This window comes from Neobacillus sp. FSL H8-0543 (assembly GCF_038592905.1).
Lineage (GTDB): Bacteria > Bacillota > Bacilli > Bacillales > Cytobacillaceae > Neobacillus.
Window position 1 is genome coordinate 514,921 of record NZ_CP151943.1, and the last position, 18,943, is coordinate 533,863.

Below are 18,943 nucleotides of genomic sequence, written 5' to 3' on the forward strand. Positions count from 1 at the left end.
TTATCTCTCCTAAGCTTCAAATTATTCAGAGTACCAATGAATGTGATCAAACATAATTCGAATTTCAATTTTTTCGTGCAATCGAGGTATCCTTTTCCAGCCAGCGGTGGTTACTTCCAAAATTTCATTATTTGAGTTGACCAAAAGTGAATATCCCTCTCTCATAGGTCTCACCTGTGTAATAATACCTGAAATGACACACTCGCGTTCCTTTGGCGTATCTAGGATTGATTCATCATCTATAATCTGTAAATGACTAGAATCAATCCAGCCCCTGCTCCATCTTGAATGGAGCTTTAAATCGCTTTGAAACCAGTTTTGCCACTGGTCTTTAGAAAATCGATTTGGCAAAGAAAGAAACTGTGCAATTTTTTCCGAGGAAGGTTTTTGAAACAAATCTGATGGGTTACCAATCTGCTGTAATCTCCCATCCATAATGATACCAATCCTATCAGCAATCGATAACGCTTCATCAATATAATGGGTTACCCATAATATCGAAAAACCAAGTTTTCTTTGCAACTGGTGTAACCATATAATTAAATCTTCCCTTAGTTTTGTATCTAACGAAGCAAATGGTTCATCCAACAGGAGAAGATCTGGGTTTAGAATTAGTGCTCTTCCAAGAGAGACACGTTGCTGCTGCCCACCAGATAGTTGGTGAGGATAGCGATTTTCAAAATTTTCTAGTTGTAGGCTTTTAAGAAAATTTCGAGCTTGCAACTTTCTTTCTTTTGTAGGAATTCCCTTTACTCTCAGTCCAAATCCGATATTTTCCATAACCGTTAAATGAGGAAAAAGCCTCGATTCTTGAAATACAAGTCCTGTTGTTCCTTCTCCATTTTCCCAAGATATCTTACCTGACGTAATCGGTAATAATCCCGAAATTCCTTTTAACAATGTTGTTTTACCACTACCTGATGGCCCCATTAATACAAAGATCTCACCGGGGTTTATTGTTAAATTCAGAGAATCAATAATACGTTCTTCTCGAATTTTAATATTTATTTGTTCAAGCTTCAGTTCTCCTCACCTCCCTATCAGTAAGATGTTTTCTTGAATTTATTCGCATAAGTATAAAATATATTATTAGCATGATCAAAATTGGAGCAAAAAACAAAAGACTATATGCTGCAACAATTGATGTATTTCCACTGTTTGCATAAGGGAATATTACTAACGGAAGGGTAAGTAGGGTTCCTCCACTCATGATCCACGTTGGTAAATATTGGCTATAGGAAATTATTACTGTTAAAAAGCTCCCTAATAAAATTGATGGGATAAGTAAGGGAAACTCAATCCATAAGAAAATTTTCCATTCACTAGCACCTAGAGTAAAGGCAGCTTCTCTTAGTTTTGTTCCGATTAATCGATATTGAAACCAAATGGTTGAGATAAAATATGGCAGTGTGATTACAATATGAGCCAGCCCTACACTTACATAATCATTTATAAAATCTAAGTGCAAAGCAAAGTCGTGCATTCCCATGATTGAAACAGTATAAGGTATAAATAAGGGTGCTAGAAGAATAACAAACACTATTTTTTTCCCAATAAATTCATTTTGTGCTAATACCCTTGAAGCTGGAATTCCTAGGATTAAGTTACCAATCAAAACTATGGCAGCTATAATTAAACTATTAAAATTCCCTTCCCATGCGTTCCCTGAAATTGAAAAAAGATAATTCCAAGACTCATAACTCCAGTATTCCGGAAGAAGTAAAGGCCAAGGCCAGTGCTTTGTAAAACTCCAGATAATTAAAGGGATAAAAGGAAGACAGAGGAACAAAGCAAAAATAACAGTTAATAAAACACTACAAACCCTTTTTACCATACTCTCCTCCCTTGCTTATACCATCCCACTTGCAAATATATTAATATACTACCTACAATAAATGATATAACAGCTAAAATCACATTCATTGCTATGGCAATCGGTTGACGTTCTAAACCAAATTGAGAATATTCTTGGAAGGCTTCAACAGGAATTGAACCAAAAGAGGTGCTCGCCAGAATGGCAGGAATTTCATAGGCACCTAAGGCAAACGCAAATACGACCCACATTCCACCAACCCACATTGGTAGTAAAATCGGGACAACAACCCAGCGAATTGCTTGAGAAAATGTACCACCTAGTACATTCGTCTGTTCTCGCCAGTCCGAAATGAGTTTTATAATAAACGGATAAATAAGTAATACAATGAAGGGTACTTCCTTCCACATATAAGCTAATATTACCCCAATACCCCATTGGTCATGAACAAGAATTGGAAACTCTTCCATGGAATCAACCCAACCTATATAAAAGGCAATCCTTGAATACCATCCACTTTGCATAAATACTTGCATTAGAAGATATGCTGATAATAAATGAGGAATTGCTATAGGAAGTTGGAAAATTATCTGCACCCATTTCCATTTAGTTGATCGTTCAGCTAAGAATAAAGCTATTAGTAAGCCCACTCCCCCAGATAAAACTGCTACAACCACTGCGGTTCCAACTGTTATTCCGACGGACTGAAAAAAATCTGCAGACAAAAGCTCTTTATATGCCCACAACCAATCTCCTTTTATTATTGATGAGGATTGTTGCTGACTTTTCATACTAAGATTTATAGAATGTATGGATCCACCCACAAAAAAGATAATCATAAATAAAAGGGCTGGTAGAATTCCCAACAGCCCTTTATGATTATTTAATTTTTGTATAAATTTATTTTTTTGCAACATTTTCAATCCATCCTCGTTCTAGCCATTGAACATAATCCGCGCCAATCTCAGGTACACGATGACCTGATAATACTTCCTGTGACAGAGTTGCTTTCCCTCGGTCGATTGATTCCATTAGATTCCTATCTTTCTCAGATAATTTATTCACTGATAGGGACGAAGTTTCACCCCAGTAATCAAGCTCCATTTTTTTAAGTTGGGCTTCAGGAGAGAGTAAATAATTGATAAGAACCAAGGCACCATTTGCATTAGGTGTATTATAAGGGATTGCAAGAAAATGCGAATTAGTTAGCGTCCCTTTATCAAGAATAAAAGTTATCGTTGAGTCAGTAAATTCTCCACTTTTTATTAAGTTCGAAGCATTTGCTTCATCATATCCCATCGTCATCCAAACTTCGCCATTCTTATACAGTTGCTCCAACTGTGAAATCGATTGGGGATAAGATTTTCCTTCACGCCATAAGAAAGGTTTCATGTCATTTAAAACATTCCAAACCTGGTTCGACTCCTCAGTAATTAATTCCTCATTGAAGTCTTTAAAAAAAGCATTATAGTTTCGTGACGTCTCATGTAAAACATGGCGTACAAAAGCACTTCCTGTAAAATCTGGTGGAGCTGGATAAGTAAATTTCCCAGGGTTCTTCTCCACCCATTTTTGTAATTCAGCGATGGAATTTGGTGGATCGGTAATTTTATTTGAGTCGTAGGCAAAGACAAATTGTACTTTCCCCCACGGAGCCTCGTAGCCTTCAATTGGAAATCCAAAATCATATTTTATATCTTCACTTTCAGTATCGACATACTGTTGAAAGTTAGGTAATTTCTCAGTAAAGGGTCCTAGCAATAACTCCTGTTGCTTCGCAGTTTTAAAGTTTTCACCATTGATCCATAAGACATCCATTTCGCCTGATTTTTTATTGGCCCGCTTTTCCGTTATTAGCTTATTGATAAATTCAGTTGCATCCATTGGGTAGCGTTTGACCTCTATATCAAATTGGTCTTTTATTCTCGGAGCGACCCACTCATCAATGTATTGATTTATTCCTTCATCTCCGCCCCACAAAAAGAAATTCACTTTTGTGCCTCGGGCATTAGTCTCAATATCCTTCCAATCACTTGCAAGAATGTTTTCTTCTTCTAAGGAAGCTTTTTCCTCGATATTCTCTTTTGTACAACCAGATAAAATCAATAGCAACACCAACATGATACTATAGATACAAAGTAATTTTCTCATATTAATCCCTTTCTATAACCGACAGCTGGCTTTACAGTTACAATATTTCTCCAACATTCCTAAAAAGGTATAAAACGCTATAAAAAAACCATGAATGACAAGAAATGATGATATTTCAAAAGTTACATTAAAACAATAAATATTATAGACCATTAACCCTACAAGCAACAGCCATCGACTATGCCAGAGTAATCTTTGCATTATTTTTGCTGTCATTTCTTACTTTTTCCTTTCCACTTATACGGAAGTTTAATCATTGTTTCAGGGACATCTATTTCCTTGAGATAACGAATCGCATCAAGAATAATTTGCCTTTGTATATCCACTTCGCCTGCTCTACCAAAGCTTCTCCCTAAAGGAAAACGGAGATGCAATGACCTTGGAACCCTTACTTTATTGGTTAATTCCGGTAAATGCGAGATTGATATCGTCGGTATTCCTGCTTTTTCAATTGCATATTGAATCAATCCCACGGATTGATGGCATATATATCAGCCGGGATTAAGAATAACAGCGTCTACCTTTTCATCTTGCAGTTGTTTAAGGATTAACGGAATCGTTTCTTCAATTAGAGGCTTTGTATCAGGGATATATCCCATTATTCCATAATGTGTTGGAGCAATTCCACCAATGATTCCCTTTTCAGCCATTTCTCTAAGCCGAAATAGCGGAAAAACACAGTTAATATCACGATCAGCATCACTTCGATCGAAATGAGTATGACTAATCATTAATTCTTTTTCCTCGGTTGCTGATGTAATGAATCGAACTGTTGGATCTCCCTTTTCAACATCAAAAACAGGCTGTGTCTTCATATGGACACCTGCTGTTGTTACTAACGCAAAGACTGCTTCGTTAGTTGCTTTAGTAAAGTGAGTCAGTGGAATATCTCCTAGAATTGGCTGAATCATATACTTCGCTTTTTGACTGACAATCGATTCGATTAATCGGTTTCCAGATAACCTCAATCCTTACGCACCCTTTCTATCATCCAAAATAACCCACCTACTATACTTGATAATGAAACAAGTAAGAAGAACATAAGTGAAACTGTTACAGCGATTTCATCTGGGACTCCTAATTCCTTGAAGAAAAAAATATAGCATCCTTCACGAACTCCAAAACCGTTAACACTTATTGGTAACATTGTAATTACTGAAATTAAGGTAATAATCATTAGCATTTCCAACCATGGTATGTGTATATCAAAGGATAAAAATAAAAAATGGTTGATCAACGCCATTCCAACTTGAAAAAGTATAGAGAGTATGGCGACAGATAGCCACCATTTCATCCCTTCCTTGCGATATGTAGCCCCAGCCTCGCCAATTTTTACAAGCTCATCTTTTAAATTACGTATACCTTTGGCAAGTTTAGAAATCGGGACTTCACTCGAGACTCCAGTTTTCGTCCGATCCCTCTTAATCCAATTTCTAATTCCCAGAAATACGAACAAAATAATTCCAGTAGTAACAAATATAGGAAAGAGAAACACCCTAGCTGATTCCATAGAAAAGGAGGCAATACTGGCAATAACTACTAAAGCTACACCACTAGTTATCCTTTCAAAGCCCACGGATACGGTTGCAACAGGAATTCCAGTGATTCTCCCTAAATAGTAAACCCTCGCTACATCCCCACCGACACTTCCAGGCAAAAAATTATTAAAAAATAAACCAATATAATAGAAGCGCCCCAATTTAGAAAATGAGGCGCCTCCCTTTTTGTCTTGATTTATCGAAGACGCAACAAGTATCTTCCACTTCCAGATGCTAGTTGCCACGGTAACTTGGATTGCTATAGCCGCAGCGATAAAATAAAAGAGTGACCCCTGACTGGCAATCTCAACAATATTTTTCCATTCCACCTTGCTAAAAAGCCAAAGTATTAACACCGTGCTTCCTAAAATTCTTATGATCAACCCTTTTTTATCCAACCTTGTTTCCATTAACTTTTTCTCCTTGCTTCGCTTTATTCCATCCTTGTAATTTAGGACGTAGTATCATGCCAATCACAGCTAGCGCGATAACAATAGTAAATAGGAAGAACAAAATTTGAACGGTGCTCGTTGCATTTTCACCAAGGTAGGAATATAGAATTGTAGCAGGTAATTGCCCAAGACCCGTTGCCCAGAAAAATTGCCAAAAAGAGATAGATGTAACCCCTGCAGCATAGCTGACTAAATCAAACGAAACAATCGGTACAAGTCTCGCGATAAATATCGCGTGCTTTCCGTACCTACCAAAAAATTGGTCCCACCAAGTCAATGCTTTCTTCGTAACAATTTTCTCAACAACTGGTCTGCCCAAAACTTTTGCTAGATAGAAACATAGGATTGCCCCAATCATGGCACTACTCCATGAAAGGATTGCCCCTAGCCCCCATCCAAATAACAAACCGTTGGCAAAAGTAATCGCGAAGGCAGGGAGTGGTGCAATGATGGATTGAAAAACCATCATTAATCCAGAAATAACAGCAGCAAGCGGGCCAAATGATAAGAGGTAATCCTTGAACCCTTCAACATCTGCATCCTTTAAATACATGATTGCTTGATTAATTGTGTTCCGAATTTCACCTTGTCCAAGATAAATCAATAGAAATAAGGCGATTATGCCAAAAAAAGACATAATCCCAAACCTTTTGAAGCCTGAGATCTGATTCCATCCATGATTAAATTCCACATTTGTATTATTTCTACTCACAATAGTAAATACTAGAACAGCAAATCCTATAGGAAGAATAATCATTAATAAATTATTCATCCCCCCAAGTGTAATCACTTTTTCCATAAAAAATGCTTTTCTAACAACATAAGCTGGAAGGATTGATAGACTTCCATGTGAAATTGTAATAAAGCCAATTACTCCTAAACTCACAATTACTGCTAGTGAGGATGACAAGACAGATTCCCAAATAGCAAGTTTCTTTGCATTCATAAACGTCTTTAAAAAGAATAACCAAAATCCTGTTAGAATCGAAATTGTTACAATGTATTCACTGTCAAAACGCACATTAACCCACGAACTTTGAATCATTAATAACGCTAGTGACAATCCAATTAGAAGAAAAAGCACCATAGTTGAGATTAAAGATCCAAGTCCTCGTAATATAGTTTTCATTTTCATCACCTAATTAACAATTGAATGGCTAAAACAACAGGTGTTCTATAACAAAGTTTGCTTGAGTTGCTAATATCATAACACTATAAAAGTGTAGGTTTTCTATTCGTTTCTCTACCTAGTTTTCTATCCTTTTGTAACCTATATTAATACTTTGACCTTCTACATTATAAGTAAATAATTTATTAAGATAAATTCAATTTATCTATTGTTTCAATCTATTTCTATCGATATATCACATAGTGAAATATTGGATAAATAGATGTGATTTTTTGTAAAATAAATATCTAAAAAATACTTTCTTTAAAAAAACTCAGAAAAAGTGCGTCAATGACGCACTTTTTACTAATTGTCAGCTAGTTCGGCTAAATATTCCCAGCGTTCGATTAGTTGTTCGAGTTTTTCAGTTAATTCTGCTTCTTGTTTCATCAAATCCTGCGCCTTAGTAAAGTCGCTGCCTGTCTTCGCCATTTCTGCAGCTATTTCTTCAAGCTTCGTTTCAGTTTTTGCTATGACCTCGTCAATTTCTTCCCAATCCTTTTGCTCCCTGTAGCTCATCTTTTTCTTTTTTTCTTTTTCTGGAGCTTTAACTACTTGAGTTACGACAGGTGTAGGTTTTTGCATCCCAAAGGCGTTTTCTTTTTCAAGATATTCACTGTAATTTCCATAAAAAGAATCTATTGTGCCTTCTCCAAGCAAAACGAGCAGCTGCTCAGCTACTTTATCAAGGAAATAGCGGTCATGGGAAACAGTAATTACCACTCCGGCGAATTCTTCAAGATAATCTTCAAGAACCGTTAATGTTTGCGTATCAAGATCATTTGTCGGCTCGTCAAGCAACAGCACGTTCGGAGCAGTCATTAATAACTTTAAAAGATATAACCGGCGTTTTTCTCCGCCAGATAGCTTACGTATCGGTGTTCCATGTGTGGACGGAGGGAACAAAAAGCGTTCAAGCATTTGAGCAGCGGAAATCGTTTTACCATCCGATGTCTCAACTATTGCAGCCGTTTCTTTAATGTATTCAATCATCCTCAGATTTTCATCCATGTCTTCGCTCTCTTGTGTGTAGTAAGCGAATTTAACCGTTTTACCAACAATGACTTCTCCGCTGTCTAATGGAATTTTCATTGCCAGAATGTTTAGCAGTGTCGATTTCCCTGTGCCATTCTTCCCAATAATTCCAATCCGGTCTCCCGGTTTAACGAGCAAACTGAAGTCTGCTACTATCGTCTTTTTTCCATAACGCTTTGATGCATCCTTCAGTTCAAATACTTGTTTGCCCAAACGACTTCCATTTAACGAGATATCAACCTTTTCGTTTATTGGTTTTCCACCTGAAAGCTTATCATCGAGCTCATCAAAACGGTGGATTCTTGCCTTCTGTTTGGTTGACCTCGCTTTGGCGCCACGTCGAATCCATTCAAGCTCCCTTCTAAAAAGATTCTTTCTTTTTTCATAGGTTGCCGCTTCATTTTCCTCGCGGATTGCCTTTGCTTCGATGAAGGCAGCATAATTTCCTTTATAGCTATAGAGATTGCCTCCGTCAAGTTCAATCATTCGATTTGCGACTCGATCTAAAAAGTAACGGTCATGGGTAACCAGTAGGATTGACCCACTGTACCTACTCAAGTACCCCTCAAGCCACTTAACAGAGTCAAAATCAAGATGGTTGGTAGGCTCGTCAAGGATAAGTAAATCCGGCTCAGCTATTAGTACCTGTGCTAGTGCCACACGCTTTTTTTGTCCGCCAGAAAGCTCGCCGACCTTCTTTGAAAAATCTTCAATTCCTAATTTCATTAAAATCGACTTTGCATTCGTACTGGCATCCCAAGCATTTAAGGCATCCATTCGTTTTTGCAAATTAAAAAGCTCTTCCTGGACCTTCGTGTCATTTGGAGAGACATTCAAGTCCAACAATGTTTTTTCATATTCTCGCATAAGCTTAAGGATTGGAGCATCACCATGAAAGACCGCTTCAATTACAGTTTTTTCTAAATCTAAGTCTGGCTGTTGGTCTAAAAAAGCGATAGAGTAGTCCTTTGCTGCAATAATCTTCCCTTCATCAGCAACGTCTAATCCAGCAATAATTTTTAAAAATGTGGATTTCCCCGTGCCATTAATTCCGATTAATCCAACCCGTTCTTTTTCACCAATCGTTACCGATATATCGTTGAAGAGCAGTTTCTCCCCATATGTTTTTGAAACATTTTCGACTGTGAGCATTTTCATGAGTCTTGACCATCCCATTCTAGGTAAAATTGTTCTAAAAATCTAAGCATCATTTGTTGACGGCTTTCCGCCATTTTCTTGGCTGACTCTGTATTTAGTAAATCCTTCAATTTTAGCAGTTTTTCATAGAAATGATGAATACTCGTTGATTTTCCCTTACGATATTCTTCTAAGCTCATTTCTTCTCTTACATTGATGTTTGGGTCGTATATAAGCTGTCCCTTTTTACCACCATAAGCAAAAGCCCTAGCAATTCCGATTGCTCCGATGGCATCCAGCCGGTCTGCATCCTGAACGATTTTTGCCTCAACCGTTTCTAACTTCGTTTTTCTTCCGCCTTTATATGAAATCGTTTCGATTATCTGATTAATATGATTTTCAGTTTCCTCAGCTAAACCGACTGATTGAAAAAAAGCATTGAGCTTGGCGGTTCCTGCCTCAGCACTTTCATTTATCTTTTCGTCAGGAATATCATGGAGAAGCGTGGCCATTTCAATGATAAATGGATCACCTGTCTTTTCTTCGGTACAAATATGTAATGCATTGCGCCGAACTCGGTCCACATGGAACCAATCATGACCCGTTGCATCTTCGCCTAATTCCTTTCGGACAAAAACTTCTGTTCGCTTTATGATTTGATTTTTCATTTTACAAACACCTACCTTCATCCATGTTATTTTAACATGAAACACTAAAGAATAAGAAAAAAGTAACCCCGAATGTTCGGGATTACTTTTTGATTGCTTGGCGGCCACTTTTTTTCTGGCTTTGTGATTTTGAGTTTCCAATTTGAAATTCACTGCCAAGTTCCACATCATTTTTTTGATCTGACTTTTCAATTTGTTCTCTCGTCATGTTTTGTCCTTGCTTACTAATGGCGGTTAACCCCTCTCATCTAAAATTAATAGCAATTTTAGTATGCGCAGCAAGTGAGGAAGTTTACATTCAAACTTCTTCCAATAAGTCGGAGGGTTTTAATTCAAAGCATTATGCCAACTGATTCCGAGCGTGTTTTCTCCTGCATGTACACCGATGACTGCACCTAGTGGACAGCAAATAACATTTAACTCAGGAAATTGTTTATTTAATTCCACTTTCCATTCATTAGCATGTTCCAGGTGAAGACCATAGAGGATATACACTTCTTTAAAATGATGTTTTTCGTAGGATAATCTTAAGTAATCAAAGATTTTTTCCTTAGCCTTCTTCTCGCTTCTTACCTTTTCCTTTGTATTGAGTCCACCATTTTCAATCGAAATGATTGGCTTTACGTTCAGCATGCTTCCTAAGAAAAACTGTAATCCAGACATCCTTCCACTGCGATGAAGCTGCTCTAAGCTTCCGATCAGAACATACGTTTCATTCGTCGTTTTTATCGTTTCAAGTTGGTCGATGACCGACTCGAGGCCATTTCCTGCCTCAATTAATTCAATACCTTTCTTTAATAAAGCTGTCATTGGGTAGGTAAGAATTTGAGAATCGAAGGTAATGACTGGAATATCTACAAGCTTTGCTGCTTGTTCACTTGAAGAAACCGTCCCACTTAACTTACCTGATAAAAGAACCGCAATAATTTGGTCATAATCCTGCGCTAGTTTTTCATAAAGTTCTTGAAAGGCACCAATTGATGGCTGTGATGTTTTTGGCGGAGTTTTAAGCTCCTTTAATTTTAAATATAGTTGTTCTGCAGTTAAATCAATACCATCTGCATATTCCTCATCATCTAGCAGGATTGTTAACGGAATTTTATATATATCAGGATGATTAGCTAATTCGCCATCTAAATACGCTGTGCTATCAGTTACCCAAGCCGTTCTAACCAAGTCCATCTCCCCTTTTCATTAGTACTAGGTCATAATATCTACATATAATTATCGTAACCTTAAAGGGGTAGATTGTAAATAATTAAATTGAAAAAACCAGCCCTTTTTACAGGGCTGGTTTGGATGTAAATTTGGACAATTGCTGGACAGTGGTGATCATAAATTGTACCATTCCCGCTAAGTCATCTAGTTGCTCTTCGCGAACAAGTCTTTCAAACTCAACTGTAAAAATATTCAAGATATCTCTGTGATTCTCTAACGGATAATAATGGACCATCTGCTGAATCTTTCTAGTTTCTCCCCAAACATCAAGGAGTATTACTTCTATCTGCTTATAATCATCTGGAGCCAAAGCACCCTCAAGGAAAAACTCCAGTTTGACCATACTGCCTGTATCCTTTTCTGACAGAGAGCCAGTTAATAGCTCTGCTGCCAGATTTTCCAGATTCGATTCCAACAATATTTTTGCCATTACTCTTCTTGTTTTATTACCAGGCAGTTTAAAACTAACATTGAAACTGCGTGACAATTTTGCAAGATTAAAAAGGTCGTTTCGATCAATGATGCTTATTTCACCATCAAGATCTAAATCATAGATTGCACCTTCGATTACCACTTTCATATTATCAAAGGCTGTAGGATCAAACATTAGATCACCTCAATTCTTAGAACAATCCAATGGCATTTCCTTTTTCGTCGACATCCATTTTTAATGCTGCCGGTTTCTTTGGAAGACCCGGCATTGTCATAACATCACCTGTTAAGGCGACAATAAATCCGGCACCAATAGATGGTTTAAACTCCCTGACTTTTACCGTAAAATCATTAGGCCTACCTAATTTAGTTGGATCATCAGACAAGGAATATTGTGATTTTGCCATACATATCGCAAGATTTGACCAGCCAAACTTTTCAAAATCATCGAGCTGTTTTTTCGCTTTAGAAGATAACTCTACATCTTTTCCACCATAAACCTTTTGAACAATCGTCCTTACTTTCTGTTCAAGAGAATCTGAAGCGTCGTACAGTGGCTGGAAATTATTCTCCTCATTTTCAATTACTGATAAAAGAGTTTCAGCTAACTTAACTCCGCCTTCTCCTCCCTTTTCCCAAACCTCGGTTAAAGCAACAGGTACATCTTCCCGCTGACACCATTCAAGCAAGGTTTTTACTTCGTCAGCAGTATCAGTAATAAATTTATTTACGGCTACTACAACCGGCAGCCCGAAGCTTTTAATTGTTTCAATATGTTTTTTGAGGTTAGCAAATCCGAGCGTAAGCGATGGAATATTTTCCTTTGCCAAATCTGCTTTTCCCACTCCGCCATGCATTTTTAACGCACGGATAGTTGCAACTATTACAACTGCTTCAGGTTTAATGCCTGCACTTTTTGCTTTAATATGTAAAAACTTTTCCGCCCCCAAATCAGCGCCAAATCCTGCCTCAGTAATAACATAATCTGCAAGCCTAGCTGCTGCATTTGTGGCAATGACACTATTGCAGCCATGGGCAATATTTGCAAACGGTCCGCCATGGACCAGCGCAGGGGTATGTTCAATGGTTTGAACAAGATTCGGTTTAATTGCATCTTTTAACAATAAAGTTAGTGCGCCCTCCACTTGAAGGTCACCAACGATTACAGGTTCCTTTTTATCATTATAGGCAACGACCATACGTGATAATCGTAATTTTAAATCGTTTAGATCAGTCGCCAAACATAGCACGGCCATGATTTCTGATGCAACGGTTATATCAAAGCTATCTTCACGAGGTACTCCCTGTGTAGGACCACCAAGCCCAATAATGACTTTTCTTAAGGCACGATCATTTAAATCTAGCGCACGCTTCCAAACAATTCGGCGCTGGTCTATTTTTAGCTCATTTCCTTGCTGAATATGGTTATCCAATAAAGCTGCTAGTGCATTGTTTGCAGTCGTAATCGCATGGATGTCACCAGTAAAATGTAAATTAATATCTTCCATTGGCATGACCTGTGCATAACCACCACCTGCCGCTCCACCTTTAATTCCCATAGTTGGTCCTAAAGATGGTTCCCTTATTGCAATAATTGCTTTTTTGCCTATTCGATTAAAAGCATCGCCAAGGCCAACCGTTACAGTTGATTTTCCTTCACCTGCTGGCGTTGGGTTAATTGAGGTGACAAGAATGATTTTTCCGCTATCTTTTGTTTTAATTTTCGCAAGCGCTTCTGTGGAAATTTTCGCTTTATACTTACCGAAAAGTTCGAGGTCATCCTCTTCTAAACCAATCGCAGCTGCAATTTCGACAATTGGTTTCATTGTTGATTCCTGTGCAATTTCAATGTCAGATTTTACTGTAGTTTTCATTTGCAAAACAATCCCCCGCATTCACATTTAAAATAATAAGCACTCTATTATTGTATCAAATAGAAGCCTAGTTTCTAGGTATTTAGAAAAATTATTCTTTTCTGTCTTTAAGATAATGCTTATAATATTAATGATCTAATTTTTAAACAATATACTATATCTATGAGATAATTAAAAAAAAGGGGGATTGTCACTTGCCAATTAACATTCCAAAGCTTCTTCCTGCACGGGAAATCCTTGAACAGGAAAATATCTTCGTCATGGATGACGAACGAGCAACCCGTCAGGATATCCGGCCATTAAATATACTGATATTAAATTTAATGCCTGAAAAGGAAAAAGCCGAAACGCAGCTACTTCGACTGTTAGGTAACAGTCCGCTACAGGTAAATGTCAAATTCTTAACGACTAATTCCTATGAAGCAACAAATACAAGTAAACAGCATCTCGAACAGTTTTATACATCTTTCTCTCAAGTTAAGAATCAAAAGTTTGATGGGATGATTATCACAGGTGCTCCAATTGAGCTGCTAGAATTTGAGCAAGTAAAATATTGGCAGGAGCTCATGGAAATTATGGAATGGACCCAAACGAATGTTACCTCTACTCTCCATATTTGCTGGGGTGCACAGGCAGCATTATTCTACCATTTTGATATTGGAAAATTTGAATTGTCACGAAAATGTTCTGGAGTCTATGCACACCAAACCTTTGAAAAGAATGACTTCCTGTTACATGGGTTTGACGATTATTTTTATGCTCCTCATTCCCGTTATACGGACGTATCAATTGATGAAATTCATGCAAATCCCAATCTTAAATTATTAGCTGCCTCCGAGGAAGCCGGAGCGCTTTTAATTGCTTCTCGTGATCGCAAACAAGTAATGATCACAGGTCATTTAGAATATGAATCTGATTCCTTGGCTCAGGAATATGAAAGAGATTTAGATAAAGGCCTTGAAATCCACATGCCTGAGAACTATTTTCCAAACAATGACCCGACCCGGCCGCCTATAAACCGCTGGCGTGCGCATGGCCATTTATTCTTTTCAAACTGGCTAAATTATTATGTATACCAGGAAACACCATTTAATTGGGACTAAATTAACTCTAAAAAAGCCAAAGGCCGTGTTTGATCAACACATGCTTTTGGCTTTTTATTATTTTTCAGATTTCTTAGAGAACAACTATTGGGTTCAGTCGATGGAACCCTTCTCTATCGACCTAACATACCTTCCTGCTGGTGTTTCAGTCACTAACAACCTCTGTTAATGGTTTATTATATTTGAACAGAAAAACCCACATAAAAGACAAAGACTGCCTTAAGTCTAACGAAAGCGATTCTACTGGAAGTTTATCCACTCCGCGTTTATAAACACCGATCTCATCTACTTTCTGCAACCCATTCTCTTCAGCTAGCTTCTCCAGTTCCCAAGGCATCATCGTATTGCAAATAACTTTTTCTCCATAGAGCCTGCGATAACTGTTTGTCCGCGGCATTGCGGTGGGTCCCAATATAGCGATACAAATTAAGCCGTCATCTTTAACAATCCGCTTCATTTCATGGATTACCTTTAATGGATCTTCCGTCCATTCTAGTGAATTAATCGCCATAACCGCATCGAAAAAACTAGACTCCAATGGCAAATCCGAAATATCAGCTTTGTAAAATTGTCCACTGGTATTTTTAGCCCTATCCCGAGCTTTTTCCAGCATTTGCTCAGAAAGATCCACCCCTGTAACCTGAAAGTCCATAGTGGCTAATTTATATGAGGCATAGCCGTCGCCACAGCCTATATCACAAATTGCAGCCGTATCACTCAGATGCTTTATTAGAAAAGGAATGATATCTTTTCTGCTGCCAATTTCCCACATTTGTTTGCTACTCGAGTGCCAGGTGTCTGCACGCTCACCCCACTGTCTTTCTGCTTCATTTACCCAGTTAATGTTTGTCACATTACTCCCCCTAGAAATTTCAATTAAGAATGTTCTTTATTCATTAAATTTTCTCTTGTTGTTTATTATCTTAAAAATGTAGTAATAATACTAGGCAAAGGGGGAATTTTGTGGAAACTTTAGTTGCACTTCATCGCAATCACTATGGAGAAATTATCAGTTTTGTCACATCTACTGGGCGGATTATATCTTACCAAAAGGCATTAGTGGAGATGGAAAGTGGCTTGATTCAAGGAGTACAGGCTACAGAGGACTCCGAGGGCAATATGCTACTTAGCCCTGAATCTGAACAGACCTTCGACCATTATCCGGATTTATTCTAAAAAGCACCACATTGACTACTCAAATTCGGATTTCTATAAACCGTTGAGTCACCTATCATGGCTCTTGGTTACCCAAATCCCATAAAATTTGGGTGTACAGTCTCCAATCAAGTCATCCAATCGATATCTCAGGTTCAAACACAAAAAAGCAGTGTGATTTCAAATGTTATGAAATCCACTGCTTCTCTTTAATCCTCTTGTTCATTTTGCTTTTGAATTTGTTTTAATGCTTCAATCCGGGTTACATCTTCTTCAAAGAATTGAACAAGATCAACAATCCGTTCAATTGAGTCCCAGCTTAAATGGTGTTCAATCCCTTCAACATCCTGATAAATATTTTCGTCTTTTACTCCGATGGTTTTTAGGAACTGCTCGAGTAAATCATGTCTAAAAACTAGACGTTTCCCTGCTTTTTTACCTTTAGGTGTTAAACTCAGCCCTCTGTATTTTTCATATACTAAATATTCATCTTTATCAAGTTTCTGAACCATTTTTGTTACTGAGGAGGGATGGACAGATAGCGCTTCTGCAATATCCGAGACGCGAGCGTATCCTTTATCTTCAATTAAAATATATATTTGTTCGATATAATCTTCCATACTAGGTGTTGGCATCCCGTACCCTCCAAAAAAAATACTCAACTTAAAGTTTACTATAGATAAAAAATAGTGACAAGAAAGATTTACAAATAATCCTTCATACTATTTTTTTTACATCGTTCTTGATTTTATTTTCACAGATCTGCAACACTTTCACTGCTTAAAACAATTTCTAGCAAAGTGGCCATTTTAATTATTCTACAAATAGTATCTGTTGCATTTTCTAGATTTTTCATTCCATTAACCTGTTTCCATGTCAGAACTCCTAAGAGGAACAAACAATCGTTTAATATTAAAATTTGAGTCCTATTTAGACCTAAGAATATACAAACTGCACTCTATTTTCTTTTTCATCCCATTTCAGTTTCGCCGAAAATTCTTTTTCATTTCCTTTAAACCCTTCAATGAGCTCGGTTGCACCTTCTGTTAGCAGCTTTTTCATCTGTTTTTGTGGGATTGTTTTTCCTTTAATTTTTTTCGATAAGGAGAACCTGCAGCCTGTTTTTTGATAATTGGAACAGCCATAAAAGCTTCCGAGGTCAATAACCGCTCCGCCACAAAGCTTACAAATTCCAACTTTGGTTGCCTTGGATTTTTTGTATTCACGCGGGACAAAAGAATCCGTCAGTTCTTCATTAAATACCCATTCATCAGACTTATTAATGGTTATCGAAATTAAATGGGATATCATTTTAGTTGTTTGCTCCATAAAGTTCTTAGGTGAGAAAGAGCCCTCAGATATTTCCTTCAATTTTTGTTCCCATTTAGCTGTCATTTCCGGTGAGGCGAGAATTTCTTGACCAATCGCTTCTATTAATATCATAGCTTTCGCTTTTGCATAAACTAGATTCTTTGTTACATCAATGTATTGGCGGTCCTTCAACATCGTGATGATACCCGCCCGTGTTGCTTCTGTTCCAAGGCCTTCCGTCCGAGATAATACTTTTTCAAGTTCTTTATCCTCGATATGCCTGCCCGCCGTTTTCATTAAGGTTATCAGTTGACCTTCGGTGTACCGCTTCGGCGGCTGGGTCTGACTTTCCTTAACTTCCACTTTAGCCGTTTGTCCCTGCTCTCCCTGTTCTAATTTTGGAAGCACTGGCTCATCTTCCGCCTCTTTTTGTTGAAGGACCTTCCGCCAGCCCTCTTCAATTTGGACCTTTCCTTTCGATTGAAAAACAGCTCGTCCGTCTACTAACGTTTTCACAGTCGTGTATTCGGAAATTGCCTTTGTATAATGGGCAGCAATTAAACTCTTGACAATCATGTCATAGAGTTTCTTTTCATCCGAATCCAGTTTGTCAAGATTTGGCAGTTGCTCCGTTGGAATAATAGCATAGTGATCAGTAACCTTTTTTTCATTAACATATCGTTTATTATCGGTAAGCGTCTGTATGGGTAACGGAAAATAGCTTTGATAATCATTTTTCTGGCTTAGTTTGTTAAGAATTTCAGGGAAAGTATTTGCCTCTTCTTTCGTTACATAGCGCGAATCTGAACGCGGGTAAGAAACATTTCCTTTTTGGTAAAGCTTTTGCAGGACATCAAGTGTCTTTTTTGGTGAAAATTTATAACGTTTATTGGCATCTGCCTGGAGAACAGAAAGATTATAGAGTAAGGGTGGTAAAAATTCTTTTCTTTCAGAGACTACCTCTGCCACCTCAGCAGGCTTTTCACGGCAAAAGGCAGCTACTTTCTCTGCCATTGCCTTAGTTTTTACACGGGTTTCCCCATCATTTTGCCACTTTCCAGTATATTTCTTGCCATTGATATCAAACTGGGCAATGACCTCCCAAAAGGGCTCAGACTTAAAGTTGGCAATTTCAAGTTCTCTTTTAACAATCAACGCGAGAGTGGGCGTTTGAACTCTACCTACTGAAAAAACATCTGAAAAGCCCTTCTTTTGCAAAAGCAGGCTGTACAAACGGGAAGCGTTCATCCCGACGACCCAATCTGCACAGGCTCGTGTATAGGCTTCAAAATACAAACTCCTTGTGTGATCTTCATTTAATAATTTATTAAAACCATCACGAATTGAATTTGCTGTTAATGAAGAAATCCATAGTCGCTTCATCGGCTTTTTACAGTTGGTTAACCGTAAAATATTACGGATGATTAGTTCACCTTCACGCCCAGCATCACCGGCGTGAATGATTTCTGTTACCTCTGGAATAGAAACTAACTTTTTGATAATAGAAAATTGCTTTGACTTATCCTTCGTTACTTCATATTGGAAGTGTTCAGGAATGATCGGCATAGTATCCAACGACCATTTTTTCCAGGTGGGCTCGTATTTTTCTGGGGAGACTAGCTGGCAGAGATGACCAATAGCCCATGTGACGTAGGCACCTTTTGTAAATATTTCATTCGGAAAAATTTCTATAAAACCACTTTGTTTTTTATGTTTAAAAATAGAAGCTAATGTTGATCCTTGATCAGGTTTTTCAGCAATAATTACTTTCATTTTATGTTTGCTCCTTTTTATAAGCATCCCGAATCATTTTCCCACTTCATTCGTAATTCGTAAAGACTTAAAAAATGCCACCTGTTCAAAGATGCCATACTTTCATCTATCTTTA

General features: G+C 37.7%; 18 protein-coding genes. 2 read left to right on the forward strand and 16 right to left on the reverse strand.

Annotated elements, in window-relative coordinates; translation table 11 throughout:
- Nucleotides 1-21: 21 nt before the first annotated feature.
- From NSS81_RS02720 to NSS81_RS02780, 13 genes are all read right to left on the reverse strand, one after another.
- A complete protein-coding gene (locus tag NSS81_RS02720) occupies nt 22-1,023 on the reverse strand; it encodes an ABC transporter ATP-binding protein (RefSeq protein ID WP_342433909.1) in 1,002 nt (333 codons plus the stop codon).
- Nucleotides 1,013-1,834, reverse strand: coding sequence for a spermidine/putrescine ABC transporter permease (locus tag NSS81_RS02725; protein WP_342432026.1), 822 nt, complete (start codon nt 1,832-1,834; stop codon nt 1,013-1,015). Before NSS81_RS02725 ends, NSS81_RS02720 begins: the two co-directional genes overlap by 11 nt.
- A complete protein-coding gene (locus tag NSS81_RS02730; RefSeq protein WP_342432027.1) occupies nt 1,828-2,730 on the reverse strand; it encodes an ABC transporter permease subunit in 903 nt (300 codons plus the stop codon). Before NSS81_RS02730 ends, NSS81_RS02725 begins: the two co-directional genes overlap by 7 nt.
- Entirely contained in the window at nt 2,714-3,964 is a 1,251-nt protein-coding gene (locus NSS81_RS02735) for an ABC transporter substrate-binding protein (protein WP_342432028.1), read from the reverse strand. Before NSS81_RS02735 ends, NSS81_RS02730 begins: the two co-directional genes overlap by 17 nt.
- Nucleotides 3,965-4,176: 212 nt before the next feature.
- Entirely contained in the window at nt 4,177-4,932 is a 756-nt protein-coding gene (locus NSS81_RS02740) for a glycine/sarcosine/betaine reductase selenoprotein B family protein (protein ID WP_342432029.1), read from the reverse strand.
- The gene (locus NSS81_RS02745) at nt 4,929-5,912 is read right to left on the reverse strand and encodes a lysylphosphatidylglycerol synthase transmembrane domain-containing protein (RefSeq protein WP_342432030.1); all 984 of its coding nucleotides are present in this window, start codon (nt 5,910-5,912) and stop codon (nt 4,929-4,931) included. Before NSS81_RS02745 ends, NSS81_RS02740 begins: the two co-directional genes overlap by 4 nt.
- The gene (locus NSS81_RS02750) at nt 5,893-7,083 is read right to left on the reverse strand and encodes a TVP38/TMEM64 family protein (protein ID WP_342432031.1); all 1,191 of its coding nucleotides are present in this window, start codon (nt 7,081-7,083) and stop codon (nt 5,893-5,895) included. The genes NSS81_RS02745 and NSS81_RS02750 overlap by 20 nt, the downstream gene beginning before the upstream one ends.
- Nucleotides 7,084-7,428: 345 nt before the next feature.
- A complete protein-coding gene (locus NSS81_RS02755) occupies nt 7,429-9,315 on the reverse strand; it encodes an ABC-F family ATP-binding cassette domain-containing protein (RefSeq protein WP_342432032.1) in 1,887 nt (628 codons plus the stop codon).
- Nucleotides 9,312-9,962: an HD domain-containing protein gene (locus NSS81_RS02760; RefSeq protein WP_342432033.1), complete on the reverse strand. Its 651-nt coding sequence runs from the start codon at nt 9,960-9,962 to the stop codon at nt 9,312-9,314. Before NSS81_RS02760 ends, NSS81_RS02755 begins: the two co-directional genes overlap by 4 nt.
- 82 nt (nt 9,963-10,044) lie before the next feature.
- On the reverse strand, nt 10,045-10,170 hold the full coding sequence (locus NSS81_RS02765) for a hypothetical protein (RefSeq protein WP_342432034.1): 126 nt from the start codon (nt 10,168-10,170) through the stop codon (nt 10,045-10,047).
- Nucleotides 10,171-10,289: 119 nt separating this feature from the next.
- On the reverse strand, nt 10,290-11,138 hold the full coding sequence (locus tag NSS81_RS02770; RefSeq protein ID WP_342432035.1) for a DegV family protein: 849 nt from the start codon (nt 11,136-11,138) through the stop codon (nt 10,290-10,292).
- 106 nt (nt 11,139-11,244) lie between these two features.
- Nucleotides 11,245-11,787 carry a hypothetical protein gene (locus NSS81_RS02775; RefSeq protein WP_342432036.1) on the reverse strand — a complete coding sequence of 181 codons (543 nt, stop codon included), beginning with the start codon at nt 11,785-11,787 and terminating at the stop codon, nt 11,245-11,247.
- 16 nt (nt 11,788-11,803) lie between these two features.
- Entirely contained in the window at nt 11,804-13,492 is a 1,689-nt protein-coding gene (locus NSS81_RS02780; protein WP_342432037.1) for a formate--tetrahydrofolate ligase, read from the reverse strand.
- A 188-nt stretch (nt 13,493-13,680) separates the two neighbouring features.
- Between NSS81_RS02780 and metA the strand changes: the two genes are divergently transcribed.
- Entirely contained in the window at nt 13,681-14,589 is a 909-nt protein-coding gene (gene metA / locus NSS81_RS02785; protein WP_342432038.1) for a homoserine O-succinyltransferase, read from the forward strand.
- Between the two features lie 145 nt (nt 14,590-14,734).
- Here metA and NSS81_RS02790 read toward each other — a convergent pair whose 3' ends face one another.
- Nucleotides 14,735-15,442 (reverse strand): class I SAM-dependent methyltransferase, encoded by a 708-nt coding sequence (locus NSS81_RS02790; RefSeq protein ID WP_342432039.1) that lies wholly within the window; start codon nt 15,440-15,442, stop codon nt 14,735-14,737.
- Nucleotides 15,443-15,552: 110 nt separating this feature from the next.
- Here NSS81_RS02790 and NSS81_RS02795 point away from each other — a divergent pair, with 110 nt between their 5' ends.
- On the forward strand, nt 15,553-15,765 hold the full coding sequence (locus NSS81_RS02795) for a DUF3892 domain-containing protein (protein ID WP_342432040.1): 213 nt from the start codon (nt 15,553-15,555) through the stop codon (nt 15,763-15,765).
- Nucleotides 15,766-15,953: 188 nt separating this feature from the next.
- On the opposite strand, the gene mntR is transcribed toward NSS81_RS02795, so the two are convergent.
- Nucleotides 15,954-16,379 (reverse strand): transcriptional regulator MntR, encoded by a 426-nt coding sequence (mntR, locus tag NSS81_RS02800; protein ID WP_342432041.1) that lies wholly within the window; start codon nt 16,377-16,379, stop codon nt 15,954-15,956.
- A 301-nt stretch (nt 16,380-16,680) separates the two neighbouring features.
- Nucleotides 16,681-18,828: a DNA topoisomerase III gene (locus tag NSS81_RS02805; protein ID WP_342432042.1), complete on the reverse strand. Its 2,148-nt coding sequence runs from the start codon at nt 18,826-18,828 to the stop codon at nt 16,681-16,683.
- Between the last annotated feature and the right edge of the window lie 115 nt (nt 18,829-18,943).